The sequence below is a fragment of the Litorimonas haliclonae genome (assembly GCF_965138505.1).
Lineage (GTDB): Bacteria > Pseudomonadota > Alphaproteobacteria > Caulobacterales > Maricaulaceae > Litorimonas > Litorimonas haliclonae.
The window spans coordinates 303,934-321,806 of record NZ_CBCSCO010000002.1 but is presented as its reverse complement, the minus strand read 5'-3'; the positions used below and the strand labels follow the sequence as shown (position 1 = coordinate 321,806).

Sequence of the window (17,873 nt, the reverse complement as noted above, 5' to 3'; positions counted from 1 at the left end):
AGCGACAGGAGTTAGTTTCCGACTAATTTTGCCAGACTTTCAAGTTGATCGGCCTCTGCGGCGGGTTTGTCCCAGCGAATTCTGTTGATCCGGGGAAAACGCAGCGCGTAGCCGGATTTATGGCGCTTGCTTTCTTGCACGGAGTCAAAGGCGACTTCAAATACCAATTCTTTTTTGACCTCCTGAACGGGCCCAAATCGCGCCAGTTTGTGGCTGCGTATCCAATTGTCGATGAGCTTAAGCTCTTCATCCGTGAAACCGAAATAAGCTTTGCCCACGGGTAGAATCGCGCCGTCTTTGGCCCATAAACCAAAAGTATAATCCGAATAAAAGGAAGACCTCTTCCCTGTTCCTCGCCGCGCATACATAAGCACCGCATCTAGCAGAAAGGGATCGCGTTTCCATTTATACCACGCATGTTTGGGGCGTCCCGAAACATAAGTCGATGAAAGGCTCTTGATCATCAATCCTTCAATTAGGCCGCCCGTGCGAGCCGCTTTCTCCCGAAGGGCGCGCAGGTTCTCTGTGCTGGAAAAGTCCAAGGTTTTCGAAACTTCAAAACGACTTTCTGAGTGCGGTTCGAGCGCACGGATCAGTTTTTTACGGCGTTGCGACAGGGGCAAAGCGCGCAGGGTCTCACCCTCCCATTCAATAATATCATAAGCGATGACATGAGCGGGCAATCTCGACATAAGGTTTTTGTCGGGTTTCTTTTTATTCAGCCGTTTTTGGAGGTCATTAAAGGACCCCACTTCGCCGTCTGGTTTCACGATAAGTTCGCCGTCGATCACGCCATCGAAATCGACGGCTTGAACAAGATCAGGAAAGGATCGAGATATGTCTTCGCCTTTGCGGGAGAAAATTTTTGTTTCTTTACCATTGCTAGAGATTTGAACGCGAATTCCGTCCCACTTCCACTCGGCGATATGGGTCTCCGGTTTAATCACCGTAAGGTCCTTTTCTTCATCAATGGGGTGGGCCAGCATAACAGGCGAAAACGTCACCACATCGCTCATATCGGGAAGCTCGGCTTTACCTTCCAGCCACGCGAAGAGCTCCGTATAGGGAGGCGTTAGTCCGTGCCAGATCGACTCAATAACATCAATGTCGACGCCTTTCATTTTGGCCAAAGTCAATTTTACGGACCGCGCTGACATGCCGATGCGCAAGCCCCGCGTCCCCAGTTTTAAAAGCGCCCAGCGCTGCGCCGGCGTCATATTATCCAAGAGAGTAATTAGATATTCCCGGATGCCCGCTTTGTTGCGTGATTTGAACTCTTCTATCACCTCATGCAAATCCGGCAGGCGGTTCAGGCGAACAGGCTCGGGCGATTGCGGCCAAGCCAGAGCAACTGTCTCGCTCATTTCGCCGACATAGTCGCGTGACATATCAAACAAATACGGGTCCATCCGTTCCATCATCAATGTCTTGATAAGATTGCGTTTGAAAAGATCGAAGGACAGGGTTCCGGCGATTGCGGCCAGAGCCCATCCGCGATCCGGGTCAGGCGTCTTGCGTAGATAGTTTGTTAAAATTATCTCTTTCGCCAAATTGGAATTGGTAAAATAGAGATCGTCCAATAGTTCCGAAAAACGCTCCATTATTCCACGCTCTCATCTCGACCAATAAGGTTCAAGGCCTTGGCGCGAATGCCGCGTTTTTTGAGCTCATATTCCAAGGCCTCGACCCTGCCATGGGTTATCCAGATATCCGGGGCCTTGGTTTCTTCGCAGGTGCGGATGAGATCTCCCCAATCAGCATGGTCGGACACGACCAGCGCCATTTCAGCGCGCTTCTGACGGGCGCGGGCGCGGATTTGCATCCATCCGCTCGCAACGGTAGGCAGCGGGTCCGCAAAACGGCGCGACCATCGATCATTGATTTGAGCCGGAGGGCACAGAACAACTTTTCCTTGAAACACATGTTTATCAGCGCGCGGAATATCGCTAACCAAAATCCATTCACCAAAGTCTTGGCCGTAGCTCTCGTAAAGCTCTGTCAGTCTTTTAAGCGCGCCGTGTAAATAGAACGGCTCTTCATAACCGGCTTGCCGCAAGGTTTTCATAACACGCTGGCATTTGCCGAGCGCGTAGACACCGACAATATGGGTACGATGCGGAAGCGCCCGCATAGAGCGCATCAGTTTTTCAACTTCGACCTCAAGCGGGGGGTGCTGAAATACGGGAAGGGCAAAGGTAGCTTCTGTAATAAAGACATCACAAGGCACAACCTCAAACGGCGCGCAGGTGGGATCAGGGTGGCGCTTGTAATCTCCGGCGGCGACGACCCGCGTGCCATTATATTCGAGCACGGCCTGCGCAGAACCGAGAATATGTCCGGCGCTGGCAAACCATAAGGTGACCCCATTTCCGAGATCGTGTTTCTGGCCGTAGGTGAGCGCTGTCTCCTGCGTTTCCCCTTCGATATAATAACGGGTGTGCATGATTGCGGTTGTCTCGACCGTCGCGAAAACCTCCCCGTGACCTGAGCGCGCGTGGTCGGCATGACCATGAGTAATAATCGCCCGCTCGACAGCCTCGTGAGGATCAATATAGGCATTTGCGGGGACGCAATATAAGCCCGCCTCGCGAACCTGCATCCATTCTTCGGCTGAGGCGTTTCCCATTGGTAATCTATCTACTTCCCTGATCTGAATTTATATAGCGAATGAGTATGCAAGACGTTCCCGTAAAATTTGAAAAATGGTTTGCAGAACAAAATTGGCATATTCGCGATTATCAACGCGACATGATTGGCGCATATTCCCGGCGCGAGGATACATTGTTGATTGCGCCCACGGGCGGCGGGAAAACTCTGGCCGGTTTCCTCCCCAGCCTTATTGACTTGGCCGTCAAAGAAGGCGAGGCAAAACTTCATACACTGTATATCTCCCCGCTGCGCGCGCTCACAAACGACATTCAGCGCAATCTGAACCGTCCTGTCGCGGAAATGAATTTGCCGATTAAAATCGGTGTGCGAACAGGCGACACAAAACAATATCAAAGGGCGAAGCAGCGTAAGTGGCCGCCGGATATATTGCTAACAACACCGGAAAGCCTCATGCTGCTTTTATCCTATCCGGATGCGGCGGAATATTTTTCAGAATTGAAAACCGTCATTATCGACGAGCTTCATAGCTTCGCCACAAATAAGCGCGGCGACTTCACTTCTCTGGCACTGGCGCGTTTAAAAACCCTCGCACCCGATCATATTCGCTTTGGACTTTCCGCCACGATTGCAGATGCTGACTCAGCGGCAAAATGGTTAGGACCGACTGGATCCCCAGCAAAAATCATTGAAGTCACCGGCAGCGCGCCGCCCGTTTTGGAAATCATGACGCCAGAGACGCGCTATCCTCTGGGCGGGCATAATCCGCGCTTTGCCGTCAAAGATATTTACGCGGCCATTAAGACAGCGAAGAGCGCGATAATTTTCGTCAATACCCGCGCCCAAACAGAGCACCTGTTTCAGGAATTGTGGAAAGTAAATACCGACAATTTGCCGATAGGGTTATATCACGGGTCGCTTTCGCGCGAGCGGCGACAGATGACGGAAGCATCGATTGCTTCCGGACATATCCGCGCCGTCGTGTCGACCTCTGCTTTGGAGATGGGGATTGATTGGGGCGATGTCGATTTGATTTTGCAGGTCGGCGCGCCCAAAGGCGTCAGCCGGCTCTTGCAGCGTATCGGACGGTCAAACCACCGAATGGATGAGCCTTCCAATGCCGTTCTCGTGCCGTGCAATCCCCTCGAAGCTGTCGAATGCGCCGTTGCGATTAACGCGATCCGCCTGGGACAACGCGACGGCGAAGACTTTACGGAAGGCGCTATGGACGTCGCGGTGCAATATATTGTGAACCGCGCCTGCGCCGGGAAATTTAAAAAACGGCAAACCCTGAACGAAATCAGGAGCTCCTGGCCCTACCGTAATTTATCCAAATCGGACTTCGATCTTCTTGTGGGTTTTGCTGAGGATGGCGGTTACGCGCTACAGGCTTACGACCGTTTTGCGCGGCTGACATCCACATCCCGCGGTTATCAGATTTCGAGCGCTCAACAAGCCCGCCGCCATCGAATGAATATCGGCACAATTGTCGAATACGCAAAATTAAAAGTTCGCCGCTTTCCCAATATGAAATCCAAAAGAGGACGCAATATCGGCGAAATCGAAGAACGCTTTGTCATGGGGCTCACCCCGGGCGACCGATTTATCTTTGCAGGCGAGGTTTTGCGCTATCACGGCGTGCGCGATATGGCGCTGGAAGCCAGTCCGGCCCCTAAACGCCTGCCGCCCAAAGTTCCAGCTTATGCGGGCGGCATGATGCCTCTTTCGACATTTCTTGCCAAGGGTGTTCGCCGCACCTTGTCTGATCCGAAACTGTGGCAGGACCTTCCCGACCAGATCCAAAGCTGGCTGCACCTACAGTCTGAATTTTCGCAATTGCCGAAATCCAAGGGCGTATTGGTCGAAGGTTTTTTTGACCGCGGCGTCCATGTCATTGTCATTCACAGTTTCGAAGGCCGTAAGGTCAATATGGCATTGGGTTTGCTGATGACCCGCCGTATGGAAACTCGCGGACTGAAACCGCTGACCTATTCCATTACGGATTACGCGCTCACCATCACTTCCATTGAACCGGTTAATGAGGTCGAGAGCCTTATGACCCAAGATATTCTAGATGAAGAATATCAGGCTTGGGTTATAGAAGCGCCCATGGTGAAACGGAGCTTTCGCAAGATCGCGACCATTGCCGGATTAACAGAACAACGTTTGCCCGGCGCCAAACGCACGATGAAACAGGTTACCTTCAGCACCGACCTCATTTACGATGTTCTGCTCAAATATAACCCCGACCATATCTTGCTTCGTATCGCCCGCGAAGAGGCGGAACGCGATTTGCTTGACCTGCACAGACTGCGCGATTGGCTTGCAGACGTCCAAGGCGATGTTAATTACAAGATATTACCCCACGCCTCTCCGCTGGCTATCCCCTCCATGATGCAACTTGGCAAGGAGACAGTTATCGGCGATGCGAAACTCGCCATATTAGAGCAGGCCAGCCATGATAGCCTTGCGAATTCACGTTTAGAGACCGTCAAAAATTATCTAGATGACAAGCAAACAAACCCTTAGAACCCGCGCCGGAGATATTGTCATCGACGCCCGCAAAGTGGCGTTCCTGCCTGAAAGTAAAACCTTGCTCGTGGCGGATATGCATTTCGAGAAAGGGAGCTATCTTCGGCGTTTTGGGCGCTCCATGCTTCCGGCCTTTGACACACATGATACAATTGAAAGATTGTGGGCCGTAGCGCAGGAATATAAGCCGCGCGAAATTATCGCTCTGGGAGATAGTTTTCACGACATTGACGCCTCTGCGCGGCTCTCCCCCAAATCGGCTGAGCGTCTAAACGCATTTAAAGAAGAGATGTGTGAAATCACCTGGATATTGGGCAATCACGACCCTGATATTCCTGACGCCGTCTCGGGCTCGCGCGAGGACCATGTTCAGCAAAATAAATTTCTGCTGACCCATCACCCCTATGAGGAACCGAGACAATTTAATATTTGCGGGCATTACCATCCCAAGGCGAAGATTTCCTCCCGCGCCGGTTCCGTCACCGCGCCCTGTTTCGCGATTAGCGAAAGCCGTCTGATTATGCCCTCTTTCGGAACTTACACAGGTGGACTATTTGTCAGCGATCCCGCTTTTATTGAAGCCATGCCGGATATGACCTCCGTAGCGATGGCATACAGAAACCAGCTTTTCCAAATTATGGCCAAGGAGTAGATCCGCTCCCTGCGGAATCGAACGTGAAAAATCGAACGACATTCCGCTGTAAGCTTTAATAATCGCTTTCGACACACTCCGCACGAAGATTTGAGGATTTCAAGTTCTCAGCGTGTAAAACGGAACTTAATCTCTCTACCGACACTAAGAAACCCTTTCCAGTTACCACTATATTAGTCCGGCGATCTGCTCTTGGGTGTTCACATTTAGACCAATTACCTTTTTGAAATTGGAATTATCTGGTTCAACTTGTCTCGGCGTGTAATATCTGATTTTGTTATTAGTTTAAGACTAGCGTTTCAAATCGCCGGTTTTGATTTAAATGGTTTGAAGAGGATAATGGAGAGGCCGTGATTGGCGAGTTCATAAACCAGACTTATTGCGGGGCAGCACCGGATCCGGCGGAGCTGTTAATGCGTTGGAATCTTGACCCTGTAGTTCTGGCGGCTTTGGTTGTACTCTTATTTGCGGTTCGAAAGTCACGGCTCGGCCAAGGCGCTGCATTGGTTCTCTTTATTGCATTTGTTTCGCCTTTATGCGCCTTATCTTCTGCACTTTTTTCGGCCCGGGTCGTTCATCATATATTACTTATCGCCCTCGCGGCCCCGTTGCTGGCGATGGTATGGCCAGCGCGGCGGCCACAACAGCCTGTACTGCTATTTGCTTTTGCCACCGTTGTCCTTTGGGTCTGGCACCTGCCTGCGCTATACGATCTCGCCCTAAGTAATGTTCTGGTCTACTGGATTATGCAATTAAGTTTGATTGTATCAGCCTTTGTGTTCTGGCGCGCAGTGTTGGCACAGCAGAATAGTGCGGTTCACAATGTTATATTGATTTTAGCAGCCTACATGCAGATGGGATTTCTAGGCGCAATTTTAACCTTCGCGTCCGAGCCGCTTTATGCCGCACACGCATGGGGGCCATATGCTTGGGCTCTAACACCTCTAAGTGACCAACAATTAGGGGGACTCATTATGTGGGTGCCGGCAGGTCTCCCCTATGCGGTGTTTGGCACCCTTTTGGCGCGCCGGGCATGGCACAACATCGATCATGAATTAGCATGACCGAGTGGCTTGCTCCCGCCATTCCTTATCTCAAGGCCGTTCATGTCACGATGCTGGCGTTCTGGTGTGCCGGGCTGTTTGCGATACCGCTCCTGCTCTCACGTCACGGTAGCGTTATTGGGCAGGAAGATTATAAGCGTATCCGCCGTCTCACTCATTACGGCTATATCTATGTCACGACTCCGTTTGCGGTTCTTGCTATTGCTTCCGGTACCATGCTGATGTTCGCGCGCGATGTTTTCGAACTCTGGCTGTTTGCCAAATTTCTTTTTGTGGCTGCCTTGGTCGTCTTTCACGTCTGGGTCGGGTATACCATCGTTATCGTCGCGGAAACACCCGGGACGCACTATAGCGTCGATCCGCGTCGACCGCAGATTATTCTTATGGTGACGATTATTGCTATCCTGTTTTTCGTGTTGGCCAAGCCCGACCTGGGCGCAATACCTATACCGGACTGGCTCGAAAACCCGCGGGACATTCAGTTACCCTTTGATGTGCCAAGACGATGAGAAAAAACGAGCGCGCCGCCGTGCCAGCCAGTCGCAATGACAAGACAAACATTGAACCCAGACAGAAGGATACCGTAAGGCAGAACCGCTGTTTCCCAACCATCAAGTCGGTATCCCCAATTGGCTCCCAGCATAGACAGAAGGAAGACCGCGATTATGAAATGCGTCCAGACTTGAGCCCGCATTCTAATGCCCGAGACCAACAGCATCTCAGCGAAACCTGTCACGCCCGCGAGCAGGCCAAAGAGAAAAGCCGTGCCTGCGGCCCAAATTGCGGCGAGAGCCCAAAATGTCTCTCCAGAAAGCCAATAGAGCCCATCGGCCCCAAGGGCGCAAAACGTCAGCGCAATAGGAAAAGAAACACTCATCGCATGAAGAGGGTGACCCCAGATGCCGATGCGGGACTCAGTTTCGCTATAGCCCGGCACTTCTTCGATCGGGTCCACCAGTTCCTCGCGGCGCTCCTGCTTCATTTCGTCAGACATAAACGCCTCAAATCTTCACTTTCTCTTGCTCTTGCTGTCATGGTTTTGCCCTTGGCCGGATGCAAGGGAACCCTGTCGACCCTCGATCCGGCAGGCCCCGCAGCCCGCGAAATTGCCACCCTATGGTGGGTTCTATTGATCGGTGCGACACTTATTTTCATCCTCGTTACTATGTGTTTGGTCATGGGGTTTCGCAAGCCAAAAACATGCCGAGAAACGGACACACAGGATGTCAGGGTCTGGATATTTGGTTTAGGGCTCGGTTTTCCGTTGACAGTGCTCGCCGCGCTTTTGGCTTACGGCCTTGTCATTGGTGAAGCACTGCTGCCGCATCAGGAACCCGATCTGGTTCAGGTGAGCGCCGAGGCCCGCCAGTGGGAGTGGCGGTTTGGTTATGCCGACGCGTCTGAGCGTGTGACGACCGACGTATTGCACCTGCCGGCAGGACGGCCGGTCGATGTGGCGATTACCTCTACCGATGTTATTCATAGCTTTTGGGTTCCGCGTCTTGCAGGCAAACTCGACGCCGTTCCCGGCCACGTCAATACGATTAGAATCGAGGCCTATGAGCCGGGGCGGTATCAGGGGCTCAGCTCGGAATATAGCGGGGAAGGCTACCGGGAACATCGGTTTGTCGTGATTGCTCACGAACCTGAAGCCTGGGAACGTTTCCTCGCTGGAGAAACGCCATGAGCGCACTACAACGCCATAGAGAACTCACGCGTATTTGGGCGTCTGATCCAGGCTGGCGCAAATGCTTTACGACGGTAAGTCATACTGATCTGGGCCGTATGTTCATTTGCGCGGCGTTTTCTTTCTTTGCCATTGGAGGACTTCTGGCCATGCTCATCCGAGCACAATTGGCCAGTCCGAATTCAGCTTTTATGGGCCCTGAGGGCTATGCACAGGTCTTTACCATGCATGGAACCATCATGATGTTTCTATTTGCGATTCCTCTTATAGAGGGAGTTGCAGTTTATTTGCTGCCGAAACTTCTTGGAACGCGGGATTTAGCTTATCCACGTCTGACGGCCTATGGCTTTTGGTGCTATATTTTAGGCGGCACGATGCTCATATTTGCCTTGCTGGCCGGGATCGCGCCTGATGGGGGGTGGTTCATGTACCCGCCCCTGACCAGTTCAGTCGCTTCGCCCGGCATTAATACGGATTTCTGGCTTTTAGGGATTACATTTGTGGAGATTTCCGCGATCTGCGCGGCCGTGGAAATCATCGTGTCAATTCTTCGTTACCGCGCCCCGGGCATGGCGCTTTCAAAAATGCCAATCTTCGCCTGGTATATGCTCGTGGTCGCTGTGATGATACTGACGGGTTTTCCGCCCATGATACTGGGATCGATCCTGCTGGAATTGGAACGCGCATTCGGCCTGCCATTTTTCCAGATGGAGGCCGGTGGCGATAGCCTGCTCTGGCAACACCTTTTCTGGCTCTTCGGCCATCCCGAAGTGTATATCATTTTTCTGCCCGCGGCCGGCGTTATATCGACGATTCTGCCGATCATGTCGCGCACCACTCTTCTGGGATATGGTTGGGTTGTGGCGGCTGCGGTTGCGCTCGGGGTGCTAAGCTTTGGGCTCTGGGTTCACCATATGTTTACCACCGGGATACCGCATATGGGACTAGCCTTCTTCTCGGCGGCTTCGACGCTAGTGGCGGTGCCGACGGCGGTCCAAATTTTCGCTTGGATTGGCACGCTTTGGAAGGGACGACCGCGAGCCACCCTGCCCATGCTCTATATTCTAGCCTTTTTTGTCACTTTCGTCATTGGCGGGTTGACTGGCGTCATGGTGGCAATAGTCCCTTTTGATTGGCAGGTACACGACACACATTTTATTGTGGCGCATTTACATTACGTACTTGTGGGCGGCTTTGTCTTCCCGATGCTGGGCGCAATTTATTACTGGTTACCGCATTTTACCGGGCGGCGACGTTTCTTCCGGCTGGGAGAGACGGCGTTCTGGCTGATTGTACCCGCTTTCCATGTCACCTTTCTGGGCGTTCATTGGGCCGGGCTACTGGGACAAAGACGGCGGACCTGGACCTATGAGTCTGGACAAGGATGGGATATCATAAATTTGATCTCGTCCATTGGCGGCTTTGTCATGGCCATTGGCTTCGTCCTGGTGCTAATTGATATTGTTACAAATGCTGTTGTGGCGGTGCGGGGATCGCGAAACCCTTGGAAAGCCGGAACTCTGGAATGGGCAATGCCCACGCCGCCTCCCGCCTATAATTTTGCCAGCCTGCCTGAAATTACGACGCGTGATCCGCTCCACGCCGATCCCGATCTGGCTGCGAAGATTGCCAAGGGAGAAGGGTATCTGGGCGACTGGAACCGAGGCCGGCGCGAAACCTTAGTTGTGAACGCCGCGACCGGAAAACCGGCTCACGTGACAGTTTATTCTGGGAATACCCTCTTGCCATTCATCATGGCTGTGGTGACGGCGGGGATATTTTTAGGTATGCTTTTCAAGCTCTACTGGCTGGTGCCGATTGCCGTAATCGGCGTAGCGGCGCTTGTGGTGCATTGGGTTTGGGGGCTAGGTAGCGCTGGTGAAGAAGGATTACTCGATGTAGGCCGCAACCTAAGTCTGCGTCCGGCCGCGGAAGTCTCCGATCCACCCGGCTGGTGGGGGTCAATGTTTTTGTTACTGGCGGACGCGACGCTATTCGGTTCACTCATTTTCGGATTTGCATTTTTGTGGACGGTCGCCCCGAACTGGCCACCGCAGGAGTGGGTCGAGGTGAGCCCTTTATGGCTTACCCTATTCGTCATTGGCATTACGCTTGCGCCTTGGGCCATTCGCCATGGCTTGAAGCAAGTTGAGAAAGGCCGATCGGCGCGTTTATCGTTTAGCCTGGCCGCAATTGGTAGCGTGATGCTGACTGCGGCGGCATTGCTGTTGTTGACCTTCGTGCCTGACCCAACCCGCCATGCCTATGATGCGACGCTTTGGGTGATTGCGGGTTATGTTGGTTTTCATGGCACGCTTATTACGGCTATGTCGATTTTCCTCCTGGTTCGAAATGCACGCGGATATTTATCCCCCCGTAAAAAAGGCGAAATCAGGATCGCTCGTTTGTGGATTGATTTCGCCGTCGTAACCGGACTTATAGGTCTTGGCGGCGCCGGTCTTTCGGGAATCCTGACATGAGAGATATCCTACGCCTTTCGGTGCCGATGACGGTTTGGCTCATGAGCTTTAGTGCGGTCTATGGTTTGCAGGGCTTGGTCTGCTCTGAACGCCTGTCCTATGAGGGCGCCGCTGCTCGTCCAATGCTAATCGTAGCCGCGATTATAGCCGTTTTCACACACACGGTCCTTTTATGGGGTCTTTACTCGAAACGCTGGGGCTCTCCTCACCCTTTCATACGCTCAGTTAGTACTATTCTTGGGGTTGTCGCCCTTATCTCCACGATATGGACGTTGTTCCCGGTCGCGTTTATGTCTATTTGCATGTGAACGCAAAATATTCGGGCCAGAAAGTTTCTGATATAACCACACATTGAGTGACAAAATTTTAAATTTTCATGGTTGCCAATAGCGCGCTTAGGTCGGCCGTCTGGGTCATGGCATTAGTTTATAAACCGATCCCACTTCCCATACTTTGAAGTTATTTTACCTTTGTTGAAAGATAGCGCGATTATCGCTCCGCCAATTGCAAAATTGACGAACAAATGAGCGCCTAACGTCTGCAGAGCCAAGGTTGAAATGATCAAACCTGCCCCCAGAGGTATAAGGGCAAAGCGGGCCACCCTTGTCACTTCTGCTGCAGCAATGGCCAAAACGGTCAACACTAGAGCTCCAATTAAATGTTCTATATGGGCGAGAGTTCCTGCAGAATCGAACGTCAATCGTGAAAACATGAGGAGCACCCCGATCGCCCCAACGAGTAGGAGCGTCCAAGGCAAGTTAACGCCTCCAGACCACATATCTTTCAATACGGCATCTGGACGGCGATCAAATTCATCTTTTACCGGAGAAGAGCCTGTACCCTTGTCCGTATCACCAAATAACAGAACCCCTATCAGGCTAGCGCCTGCACGTTTCCGTCGTCTAAGAAACTGCCCTGTGGCCACCAACTCATCCAAGGAATAAGGAATTTGAATCAACATCGCTGCGGCCCCCATCAGAGCAAGCGTGCTCCAAGTGCCAATAAGTATAGGCTGAATAATAATAAAACTAATCGATACGATGCCGAGCGGCACGATCATCAACCCAAAGAGCATGACGAGCCACGGCATGGTACGCCATCGCGCCCGTGTCCCGACAATACCGGTTAGTATTTCTAATGCATATGTGTATGCACCGAGAGCCGCATCCGGAACAGGCCAGGCTTCGGAAACGCTGGAAGTAATTATTTCTTCCGTTCCATTCTGGGGGTCGCTGGTCGCTCCTTCAAAAAAGGGTTCCCACACTCCGTCTATGTGGCCGAGCTGATACCCCGTCAAATACCGTGAAATCAGCAATCCAATCAATGCGAGAAAAATTATAGGTATCCTTTGGCACCAACTGGACGGATTGAAACTCCAACCCATTGGCAATTCCGGACCGCTCATTCGTGCTGTTGTCTTCGGGCCAACTTCTGGCTGGGTCGCTATCGCAAACCCAAACACGAGGGCGCCAATTAGAGTATCTGACAAATATACGGCGGCGCTTTGGGTCCAAAAAACAAAGGGAGCGGCCATTATTAACGCGCCGAGACCGGCCGTGACAATCCGGGCCCAGCCCATTTTCCAACTGAGCGATAAGCTAGCAAATATGATTACCATTACGCCAAGGCCAAACTCGCTCCAACGCAGAAAAGGTTCAGGCGTGCCAATTATCCAAGGCTGCGTTACTAGCCAAAAACCGAGAGCAATATTTAAGAAGTGAGCCCATCGATTCTGACGATGCTTTTGATGTCGACGGCTCTCTTCATCTTCTCGTAGAGCTTCAATATGATGCCCCTCTTTAACGGTCTCATCCAGCCACTGTGGCGGTGCAATGTTATTATTTTCATACCAGTGTTTCGGATCGGATTTTAATTCCGCTATCATAGCGGGTAATTCGTCTTGCAATCTGTGTTGTGGACGCCATCCTAATTCGCGCTCTGCTTTAGCAACATCAAGCGCGTAATGATCGTCGGCCATATTCACCATGAACGGTTTGACAAATGGCGGCTCTCCTTTGTCAATTGCATCAGGAATTGCTGGCTCCAATACTTCTTGTGCCTTTGCCCCCACGGCCGCAACAGGTTTCGGCAAGCGCAATGTTAGCCAGTCTTTCTTTCCATGAATTTCTTCGCCAATTTGATTTTGCAAATTATCATAACTTAGTGCGAATGGCTCCCCAATCAAAATTTCGGATTCTTGAGGCAATTGCTCTCGTCGTTTCACTGCACGATACACCGCGTCCAGCATATCCTCTCGGTGAAGCATGGATTGACCCGAGGTTAGTTTTCCTGAGTAAAGGTGAGATTCTAGTTGACGCTCATAAATCCGAGCGATCTGTTGAGACAGTGTGGGAACCATGGTTTCAGTATCATAGACCCCGGCAAGCCGCAAAATCGTATAAGGAATATCTCCGTGATGACGACGAATTGTATCTTCTGCTCGTTTTTTAGATTTGGGATATTCCCATCTAGGGCCATAGGGAGAGCTTTCATCAATTCGTTCTCCCGGCAGACACGGTTTGTGAACCAGCATCGTGCTCGCATAGATAAATCGTTCAACCTGAAAGTCTTGGAGACTTTTTAGCAAATGTTTCGTGCCCTCCACATTCACTTTTTCATAGAGAGGACTGGGTTCACCTGACCAGTCAAAATATGCCACAAGATGAATGACAGAAAGTGTTTTTCCGTATTCATTAGCGATCTTGTCAAATGCCAAAGCCACAGATTGTTCTGACGTTAGGTCGGTCGCTATCACTTCCACATCAGCATGAGTGCCTTCTTGGTCGAGACCGACGACCGTGAAATCTTCGGAAAATAGTTTAACTACAGATTTTCCCAAATTTCCCAAGGCGCCTGTCACCACTAAGAGAGGCTTTTCAATTGATCCAGTTTGGCTTTCGGCTTTCATAATGTGTCCTAACGGGGGTTTGTCAGGTCTGTGGCTCTTTCAAACTAATTTAGCCTTGCCTTATGCTCTTGTAAAAAACAACACCTTATGATCCGATACTCTTCTCTGACAACAAAGCAGAGGTCTTATCAAAGCGTGCAATCGAAGTAGACCTCGTTTATTCGGGAACGTGTCGACGATTATAAAAACCGAAACTCTAAGCGTCATAGGTAGCGCCAAGAAACCGAGTAGGCTTGCTAGAAAATAATTTCCTTTTTCGGCTGCGAAGAATTAACTCTCCGCCCTCCGCTTGTTTAGTTGAAATTCTTTTTGCTTATGGCTCCCCAGAAAACATCGGAGTTACCTAGAAAACACATATTTAATAAAGCCGGATGTTGTGAATTTCCAAATGGTGCCTGGAGAGGCAACGCATTATAGATGCAAGCTACTGATATAAAAAGAGAATAAAAGTTCGTATTTTTAAGATACCCCCAATTATACCCCCAATCAGGTATATTTAATCAAATTCATTGCTCACATCCCATTGACCGAAGGATAAGCTTCTTTTTGCTAGCTTGTAGTTCTCACGCAAATCTATTGAGAGCTCAATCGCCATTTTTCCAATTCTTTTACAGTCCTCTACAGCGTATCTATTTACCTCCTCTCCATCCAATACGTCAGAGGCGCTAGCTAAACGTAAATTAGTAACCGCTATATCGTCTTCGAACTGCATTACACGATCCCTCAAGTCTGCTTTGAAAAATTCATATGTGGGCTCTAAAACGATTTCAGGAGGGGTGGGAATTCTCATCAAGGGCGCTCCCTGTTCTGGATACGGCGAACCATAAGTATCTTCGTACAATAAATCATCATTTAAACTGTTCGCGAGAACAATAGCATATCTCTCAAATTTTACTGCGAGTTTATTAGATAAGAACTTCCCCTTCTCTTCCTTTTGCTTTTTTGTCGTCCAGCTCGTTAAAACCCAGCCGGCAAATGCAGACGCGACGCCACTCCCAATAAGTGCACCTGCAAAGACTGTCCAATCCATCACTCGCCCCCAATATCGTCTTCGAAGGTGCGTACCAGTTTCAATATCTTGTCCGTCACCCGCTCGATGACGGTCTTACGTTCCAAAATCTTTGGTTTTGTCTGCATGGCACCGACAACGCTTTCACGTAGGGGTTTCCGGCCTGTAAATTGGTAATCGTGTATGACGCGTGCGACTTGGGCCTGTTCCAAGCCTTCCTCAACGCAAAGATCATTGAAGGCCGCTGTTTTCTCTTGGTCCCAGAAGTCATTAAATGCGGTTTGAATTTGATCGCCTGAATTTATTTTCGGCATTTGGTCTTCAATAAATTTTTCAATCAGATCACGCTTAGACCTAAGCTGCACCTCAGTTTCTAGCATCTTAAGAACACTTTTCATCGTATCGGCTTTGTCTTCGTCAGACATAGCTTTGTAGTCTTCATCATCATCGACTATCTTGCCGAGCAATTCCAGAATGTAGGCGACATTGATCTCGTCGCGCTGGATCAGCTCTAATTCGAAATCTACATCATCAATGATAGAACTCTTTTCGTCCTCGCCATCGAAACGGGTCTCTTCATAGAGGTCGAGGTATTTGCTTTTAAAGTCTTCAAACCTTTGTGCGCTCATTTTCAGATCGTCATAAGTGAATTCTGAAAAAGTCATCAAGACATTGCGAATACGGATAAGCGCGCGAAACGCCTTAATGAACTCAAGCCGTTCGACTTCGCTAGGCAACGTATTCACACCATCGGGAGTGGCCACGATGGAAAGCAATATCTCGACCGCTGCATTGAACTTATCTACATGCACCCGGTAAGGCTCGATGATGATGTCTTCTTTCGCGTTGATATTGGAAAACAGCGTTATGGCTTCATCGGTCTCGTCTTTGAGATTACGAAACACGACAATATTGCCTTGCGATTTTCGTTCACTGATAATGCGGTTGGTGCGTGAATAAGCTTGGATTAAGCCGTGATACCGAAGCCGCTTATCGACATAGAGGGTATTAACCATTTTCGCATCGAAGCCGGTCAAAAACATGTTGACCACCAGCAGAATATCAAGCCGATCCGCGTCTTTAAAGCTCTTCTTCTCGCGGTCTTTCATTCGCTTGGAAAGGTCTTTGTAATAGGCATAAAACTGCTTATTCTGGGTCGAAAATTTAGTCCTATACATCGCGTTGTAGTCGGCGATAATTTCTTCCAGCTTGTCCCGCGTATGCTTGTTCACGGATTGCGGCGGGCCGAGGTCTGTCGAGATGTCATCGAGCAAACCGTCCGCGTCTAGATCATCCTCATTCGTGCCATAAGTATAAATTGCGCCAACGCGTAGGTCATGCTCCCCCGCCTCTTTCTTAGTTTTAAACGCATCATAATATTTGATGAGCATATTCACGCTCCCCACGCAGAGCATAGCGGAGAATTGCTTGTCGTGGGTTTTCTTGCGGTGGTTCTCAATGAGCCAGTCAATATTGTGGGAAATGCGGTCTTCGTTTTCCCAGAACTCTTTCAGGTCAATCGCTGTAACCTTTTCCTCGCCGCCCAGACCATCGCGCAGATCAAGCCGCCCCCAATACTCCACAGCGAACTTCAGAACGTTTTGATCCCTTATGGCGTCCGTAATCACATATTTATGCAGGCAGTGCCCAAACAGCATTTTAGTTGTACGCTTGCCGTGCTTGTTCTTGCCCGCATTCTCTTTGAAAATTGGCGTGCCGGTAAACCCGAACATCTGATGATGGGGGAAGAAATCGACAATGCGCTTATGCGTATCGCCAAATTGAGACCGATGGCACTCATCAAAAATGAAGACGACACGCTGATCTGACATAGCCTCCATCGCGGTTTGGTATCGTCCGGGCGAGATTGCCGTATTCAGCTTTTGAATGGTCGTAACGATAAGCGGCGTATCATCTGAGAATTGTTTGACTAGCGCCCGTGTGTTGTCCGTCCCGTCGACACTGCCATCGCTGAAATGATTAAACTCTTTCGTGGTCTGGTAATCTAGATCAGCGCGGTCGACGACAAAGATCACTTTGTCGACTTTGGGCAAATCCATGATGACTTGTGCAGCTTTAAAACTGGTCAGCGTTTTGCCTGATCCGGTGGTATGCCAAATATAGCCGTTATCATTGGAATTCTTTACCTTATCGATAATCCTCTCGGCGGCGTAATACTGATAAGGCCGGAGAACCATCAAGATTTGGTCGCTTTGGTGCAGCACAGTATATTTCGCGATCATCTTGGAGACGTGACACTTCTCTAAAAACGCATCCGCAAATTTGTCCAGTTGAGTTATAATAGCGTTGCTCTCATCGGCCCAATAGAAGGTTTGTTTAAAACTTTGAACACGATTATTCGCGTAGTACTTTGAGTTCACGCCGTTTGAGATCACGAATATCTGGACATATTGAAATAAGCCTGTCTCCGCCCAGAATGAATGGCGGTGATAGCGGTTGATCTGATTGAAGGCTTCTTTCAACTCTAGACCACGTCGCTTCAATTCGATCTGAACCAAAGGCAAGCCATTGATCAACAATGTCACGTCATAGCGGGTCTTAAAGTTCCCCTCCATGCTGATTTGATTTGTGACTTGATACTCGTTTCGACACCAATGTTCCGTATTCATGAAGCGAATATAGTCGCTCATGCCGTCATCACGTCTTAAATTGTACCAATCGCGAAGTTTTCCCGCTCGGTCAAAGACATTGCCTTGATCCAAATGATTGACGATCCGGTCAAACTCAGATGGTGTGAATGTGGTCTTATTAAATTTCTCAAGTTGGGTTTTTAGATTAGAAAGTAAGGCTGCTTCATCGGGAATGGTGACCCGCTTATAGCCGAGCCCTCCCAGCCTTTCGATCAGGTTTTCTTCCAATTGAGCTTCTGATTGAGTTTTCAAAGTCGCTATCATTGACCGCAATCTAAAGGTT

General features: G+C 50.1%; 13 protein-coding genes. 7 read left to right on the top strand and 6 right to left on the bottom strand.

Going from position 1 to position 17,873, the window contains the following annotated elements:
- Positions 1 to 11 precede the first annotated feature (11 nt).
- Positions 12 to 1,601 (bottom strand): cisplatin damage response ATP-dependent DNA ligase, encoded by a 1,590-nt coding sequence (locus tag ACNA05_RS05660; protein WP_415810435.1) that lies wholly within the window; start codon positions 1,599 to 1,601, stop codon positions 12 to 14.
- Positions 1,601 to 2,626 (bottom strand): ligase-associated DNA damage response exonuclease, encoded by a 1,026-nt coding sequence (locus ACNA05_RS05655; RefSeq protein WP_415810434.1) that lies wholly within the window; start codon positions 2,624 to 2,626, stop codon positions 1,601 to 1,603. Before ACNA05_RS05655 ends, ACNA05_RS05660 begins: the two co-directional genes overlap by 1 nt.
- Positions 2,627 to 2,673: 47 nt before the next feature.
- Between ACNA05_RS05655 and ACNA05_RS05650 the strand changes: the two genes are divergently transcribed.
- From ACNA05_RS05650 to ACNA05_RS05635, 4 genes are all read left to right on the top strand, one after another.
- Positions 2,674 to 5,136 carry a ligase-associated DNA damage response DEXH box helicase gene (locus ACNA05_RS05650; RefSeq protein WP_415810433.1) on the top strand — a complete coding sequence of 821 codons (2,463 nt, stop codon included), beginning with the start codon at positions 2,674 to 2,676 and terminating at the stop codon, positions 5,134 to 5,136.
- A complete protein-coding gene (gene pdeM, locus ACNA05_RS05645) occupies positions 5,114 to 5,791 on the top strand; it encodes a ligase-associated DNA damage response endonuclease PdeM (RefSeq protein WP_415810432.1) in 678 nt (225 codons plus the stop codon). Before ACNA05_RS05650 ends, pdeM begins: the two co-directional genes overlap by 23 nt.
- A 413-nt stretch (positions 5,792 to 6,204) precedes the next feature.
- A complete protein-coding gene (locus tag ACNA05_RS05640; RefSeq protein ID WP_415810431.1) occupies positions 6,205 to 6,855 on the top strand; it encodes a cytochrome c oxidase assembly protein in 651 nt (216 codons plus the stop codon).
- On the top strand, positions 6,852 to 7,364 hold the full coding sequence (locus ACNA05_RS05635; protein ID WP_415810430.1) for a CopD family protein: 513 nt from the start codon (positions 6,852 to 6,854) through the stop codon (positions 7,362 to 7,364). Before ACNA05_RS05640 ends, ACNA05_RS05635 begins: the two co-directional genes overlap by 4 nt.
- Here ACNA05_RS05635 and ACNA05_RS05630 read toward each other — a convergent pair.
- Positions 7,334 to 7,849, bottom strand: a complete 516-nt coding sequence (locus ACNA05_RS05630; RefSeq protein ID WP_415810429.1) for a DUF2231 domain-containing protein — start codon at positions 7,847 to 7,849, stop codon at positions 7,334 to 7,336. The genes ACNA05_RS05635 and ACNA05_RS05630 overlap by 31 nt on opposite strands.
- A 39-nt stretch (positions 7,850 to 7,888) precedes the next feature.
- On the opposite strand from ACNA05_RS05630, the gene ACNA05_RS05625 reads away from it, so the two are divergent.
- Genes ACNA05_RS05625 through ACNA05_RS05615 form a run of 3 tightly spaced genes read left to right on the top strand, consistent with a single transcriptional unit; the run spans position 7,889 to position 11,330 of the window.
- Positions 7,889 to 8,542, top strand: a complete 654-nt coding sequence (locus tag ACNA05_RS05625; protein ID WP_415810428.1) for a cytochrome c oxidase subunit II — start codon at positions 7,889 to 7,891, stop codon at positions 8,540 to 8,542.
- Positions 8,539 to 11,022 carry a cytochrome c oxidase subunit I gene (gene ctaD, locus ACNA05_RS05620; protein WP_415810427.1) on the top strand — a complete coding sequence of 828 codons (2,484 nt, stop codon included), beginning with the start codon at positions 8,539 to 8,541 and terminating at the stop codon, positions 11,020 to 11,022. Before ACNA05_RS05625 ends, ctaD begins: the two co-directional genes overlap by 4 nt.
- Positions 11,019 to 11,330: a hypothetical protein gene (locus ACNA05_RS05615; RefSeq protein ID WP_415810426.1), complete on the top strand. Its 312-nt coding sequence runs from the start codon at positions 11,019 to 11,021 to the stop codon at positions 11,328 to 11,330. Before ctaD ends, ACNA05_RS05615 begins: the two co-directional genes overlap by 4 nt.
- Positions 11,331 to 11,443: 113 nt before the next feature.
- Here ACNA05_RS05615 and ACNA05_RS05610 read toward each other — a convergent pair whose 3' ends face one another.
- From ACNA05_RS05610 to ACNA05_RS05600, 3 genes are all read right to left on the bottom strand, one after another.
- Positions 11,444 to 13,930, bottom strand: coding sequence for a vitamin K epoxide reductase family protein (locus tag ACNA05_RS05610; protein ID WP_415810425.1), 2,487 nt, complete (start codon positions 13,928 to 13,930; stop codon positions 11,444 to 11,446).
- 496 nt (positions 13,931 to 14,426) lie between these two features.
- Entirely contained in the window at positions 14,427 to 14,960 is a 534-nt protein-coding gene (locus tag ACNA05_RS05605) for a hypothetical protein (RefSeq protein WP_415810424.1), read from the bottom strand.
- The gene (locus tag ACNA05_RS05600) at positions 14,960 to 17,854 is read right to left on the bottom strand and encodes a type I restriction endonuclease subunit R (protein ID WP_415810423.1); all 2,895 of its coding nucleotides are present in this window, start codon (positions 17,852 to 17,854) and stop codon (positions 14,960 to 14,962) included. Before ACNA05_RS05600 ends, ACNA05_RS05605 begins: the two co-directional genes overlap by 1 nt.
- Between the last annotated feature and the right edge of the window lie 19 nt (positions 17,855 to 17,873).

What these genes read in the sequence shown, in the direction of transcription:
- pdeM (WP_415810432.1), top strand. Translation starts at nt 5,114, where the DNA reads ATGACAAGCAAACAAACCCTTAGAACCCGCGCCGGAGATATTGTCATC.
- ACNA05_RS05635 (WP_415810430.1), top strand. Translation starts at nt 6,852, where the DNA reads ATGACCGAGTGGCTTGCTCCCGCCATTCCTTATCTCAAGGCCGTTCAT.
- ACNA05_RS05640 (WP_415810431.1), top strand. Translation starts at nt 6,205, where the DNA reads ATGCGTTGGAATCTTGACCCTGTAGTTCTGGCGGCTTTGGTTGTACTC.
- ACNA05_RS05650 (WP_415810433.1), top strand. Translation starts at nt 2,674, where the DNA reads ATGCAAGACGTTCCCGTAAAATTTGAAAAATGGTTTGCAGAACAAAAT.
- ctaD (WP_415810427.1), top strand. Translation starts at nt 8,539, where the DNA reads ATGAGCGCACTACAACGCCATAGAGAACTCACGCGTATTTGGGCGTCT.
- ACNA05_RS05605 (WP_415810424.1), bottom strand. Translation starts at nt 14,960, where the DNA reads ATGGATTGGACAGTCTTTGCAGGTGCACTTATTGGGAGTGGCGTCGCG.
- ACNA05_RS05625 (WP_415810428.1), top strand. Translation starts at nt 7,889, where the DNA reads ATGGTTTTGCCCTTGGCCGGATGCAAGGGAACCCTGTCGACCCTCGAT.
- ACNA05_RS05610 (WP_415810425.1), bottom strand. Translation starts at nt 13,930, where the DNA reads ATGAAAGCCGAAAGCCAAACTGGATCAATTGAAAAGCCTCTCTTAGTG.
- ACNA05_RS05600 (WP_415810423.1), bottom strand. Translation starts at nt 17,854, where the DNA reads ATGATAGCGACTTTGAAAACTCAATCAGAAGCTCAATTGGAAGAAAAC.
- ACNA05_RS05615 (WP_415810426.1), top strand. Translation starts at nt 11,019, where the DNA reads ATGAGAGATATCCTACGCCTTTCGGTGCCGATGACGGTTTGGCTCATG.
- ACNA05_RS05660 (WP_415810435.1), bottom strand. Translation starts at nt 1,601, where the DNA reads ATGGAGCGTTTTTCGGAACTATTGGACGATCTCTATTTTACCAATTCC.
- ACNA05_RS05630 (WP_415810429.1), bottom strand. Translation starts at nt 7,849, where the DNA reads ATGTCTGACGAAATGAAGCAGGAGCGCCGCGAGGAACTGGTGGACCCG.
- ACNA05_RS05655 (WP_415810434.1), bottom strand. Translation starts at nt 2,626, where the DNA reads ATGGGAAACGCCTCAGCCGAAGAATGGATGCAGGTTCGCGAGGCGGGC.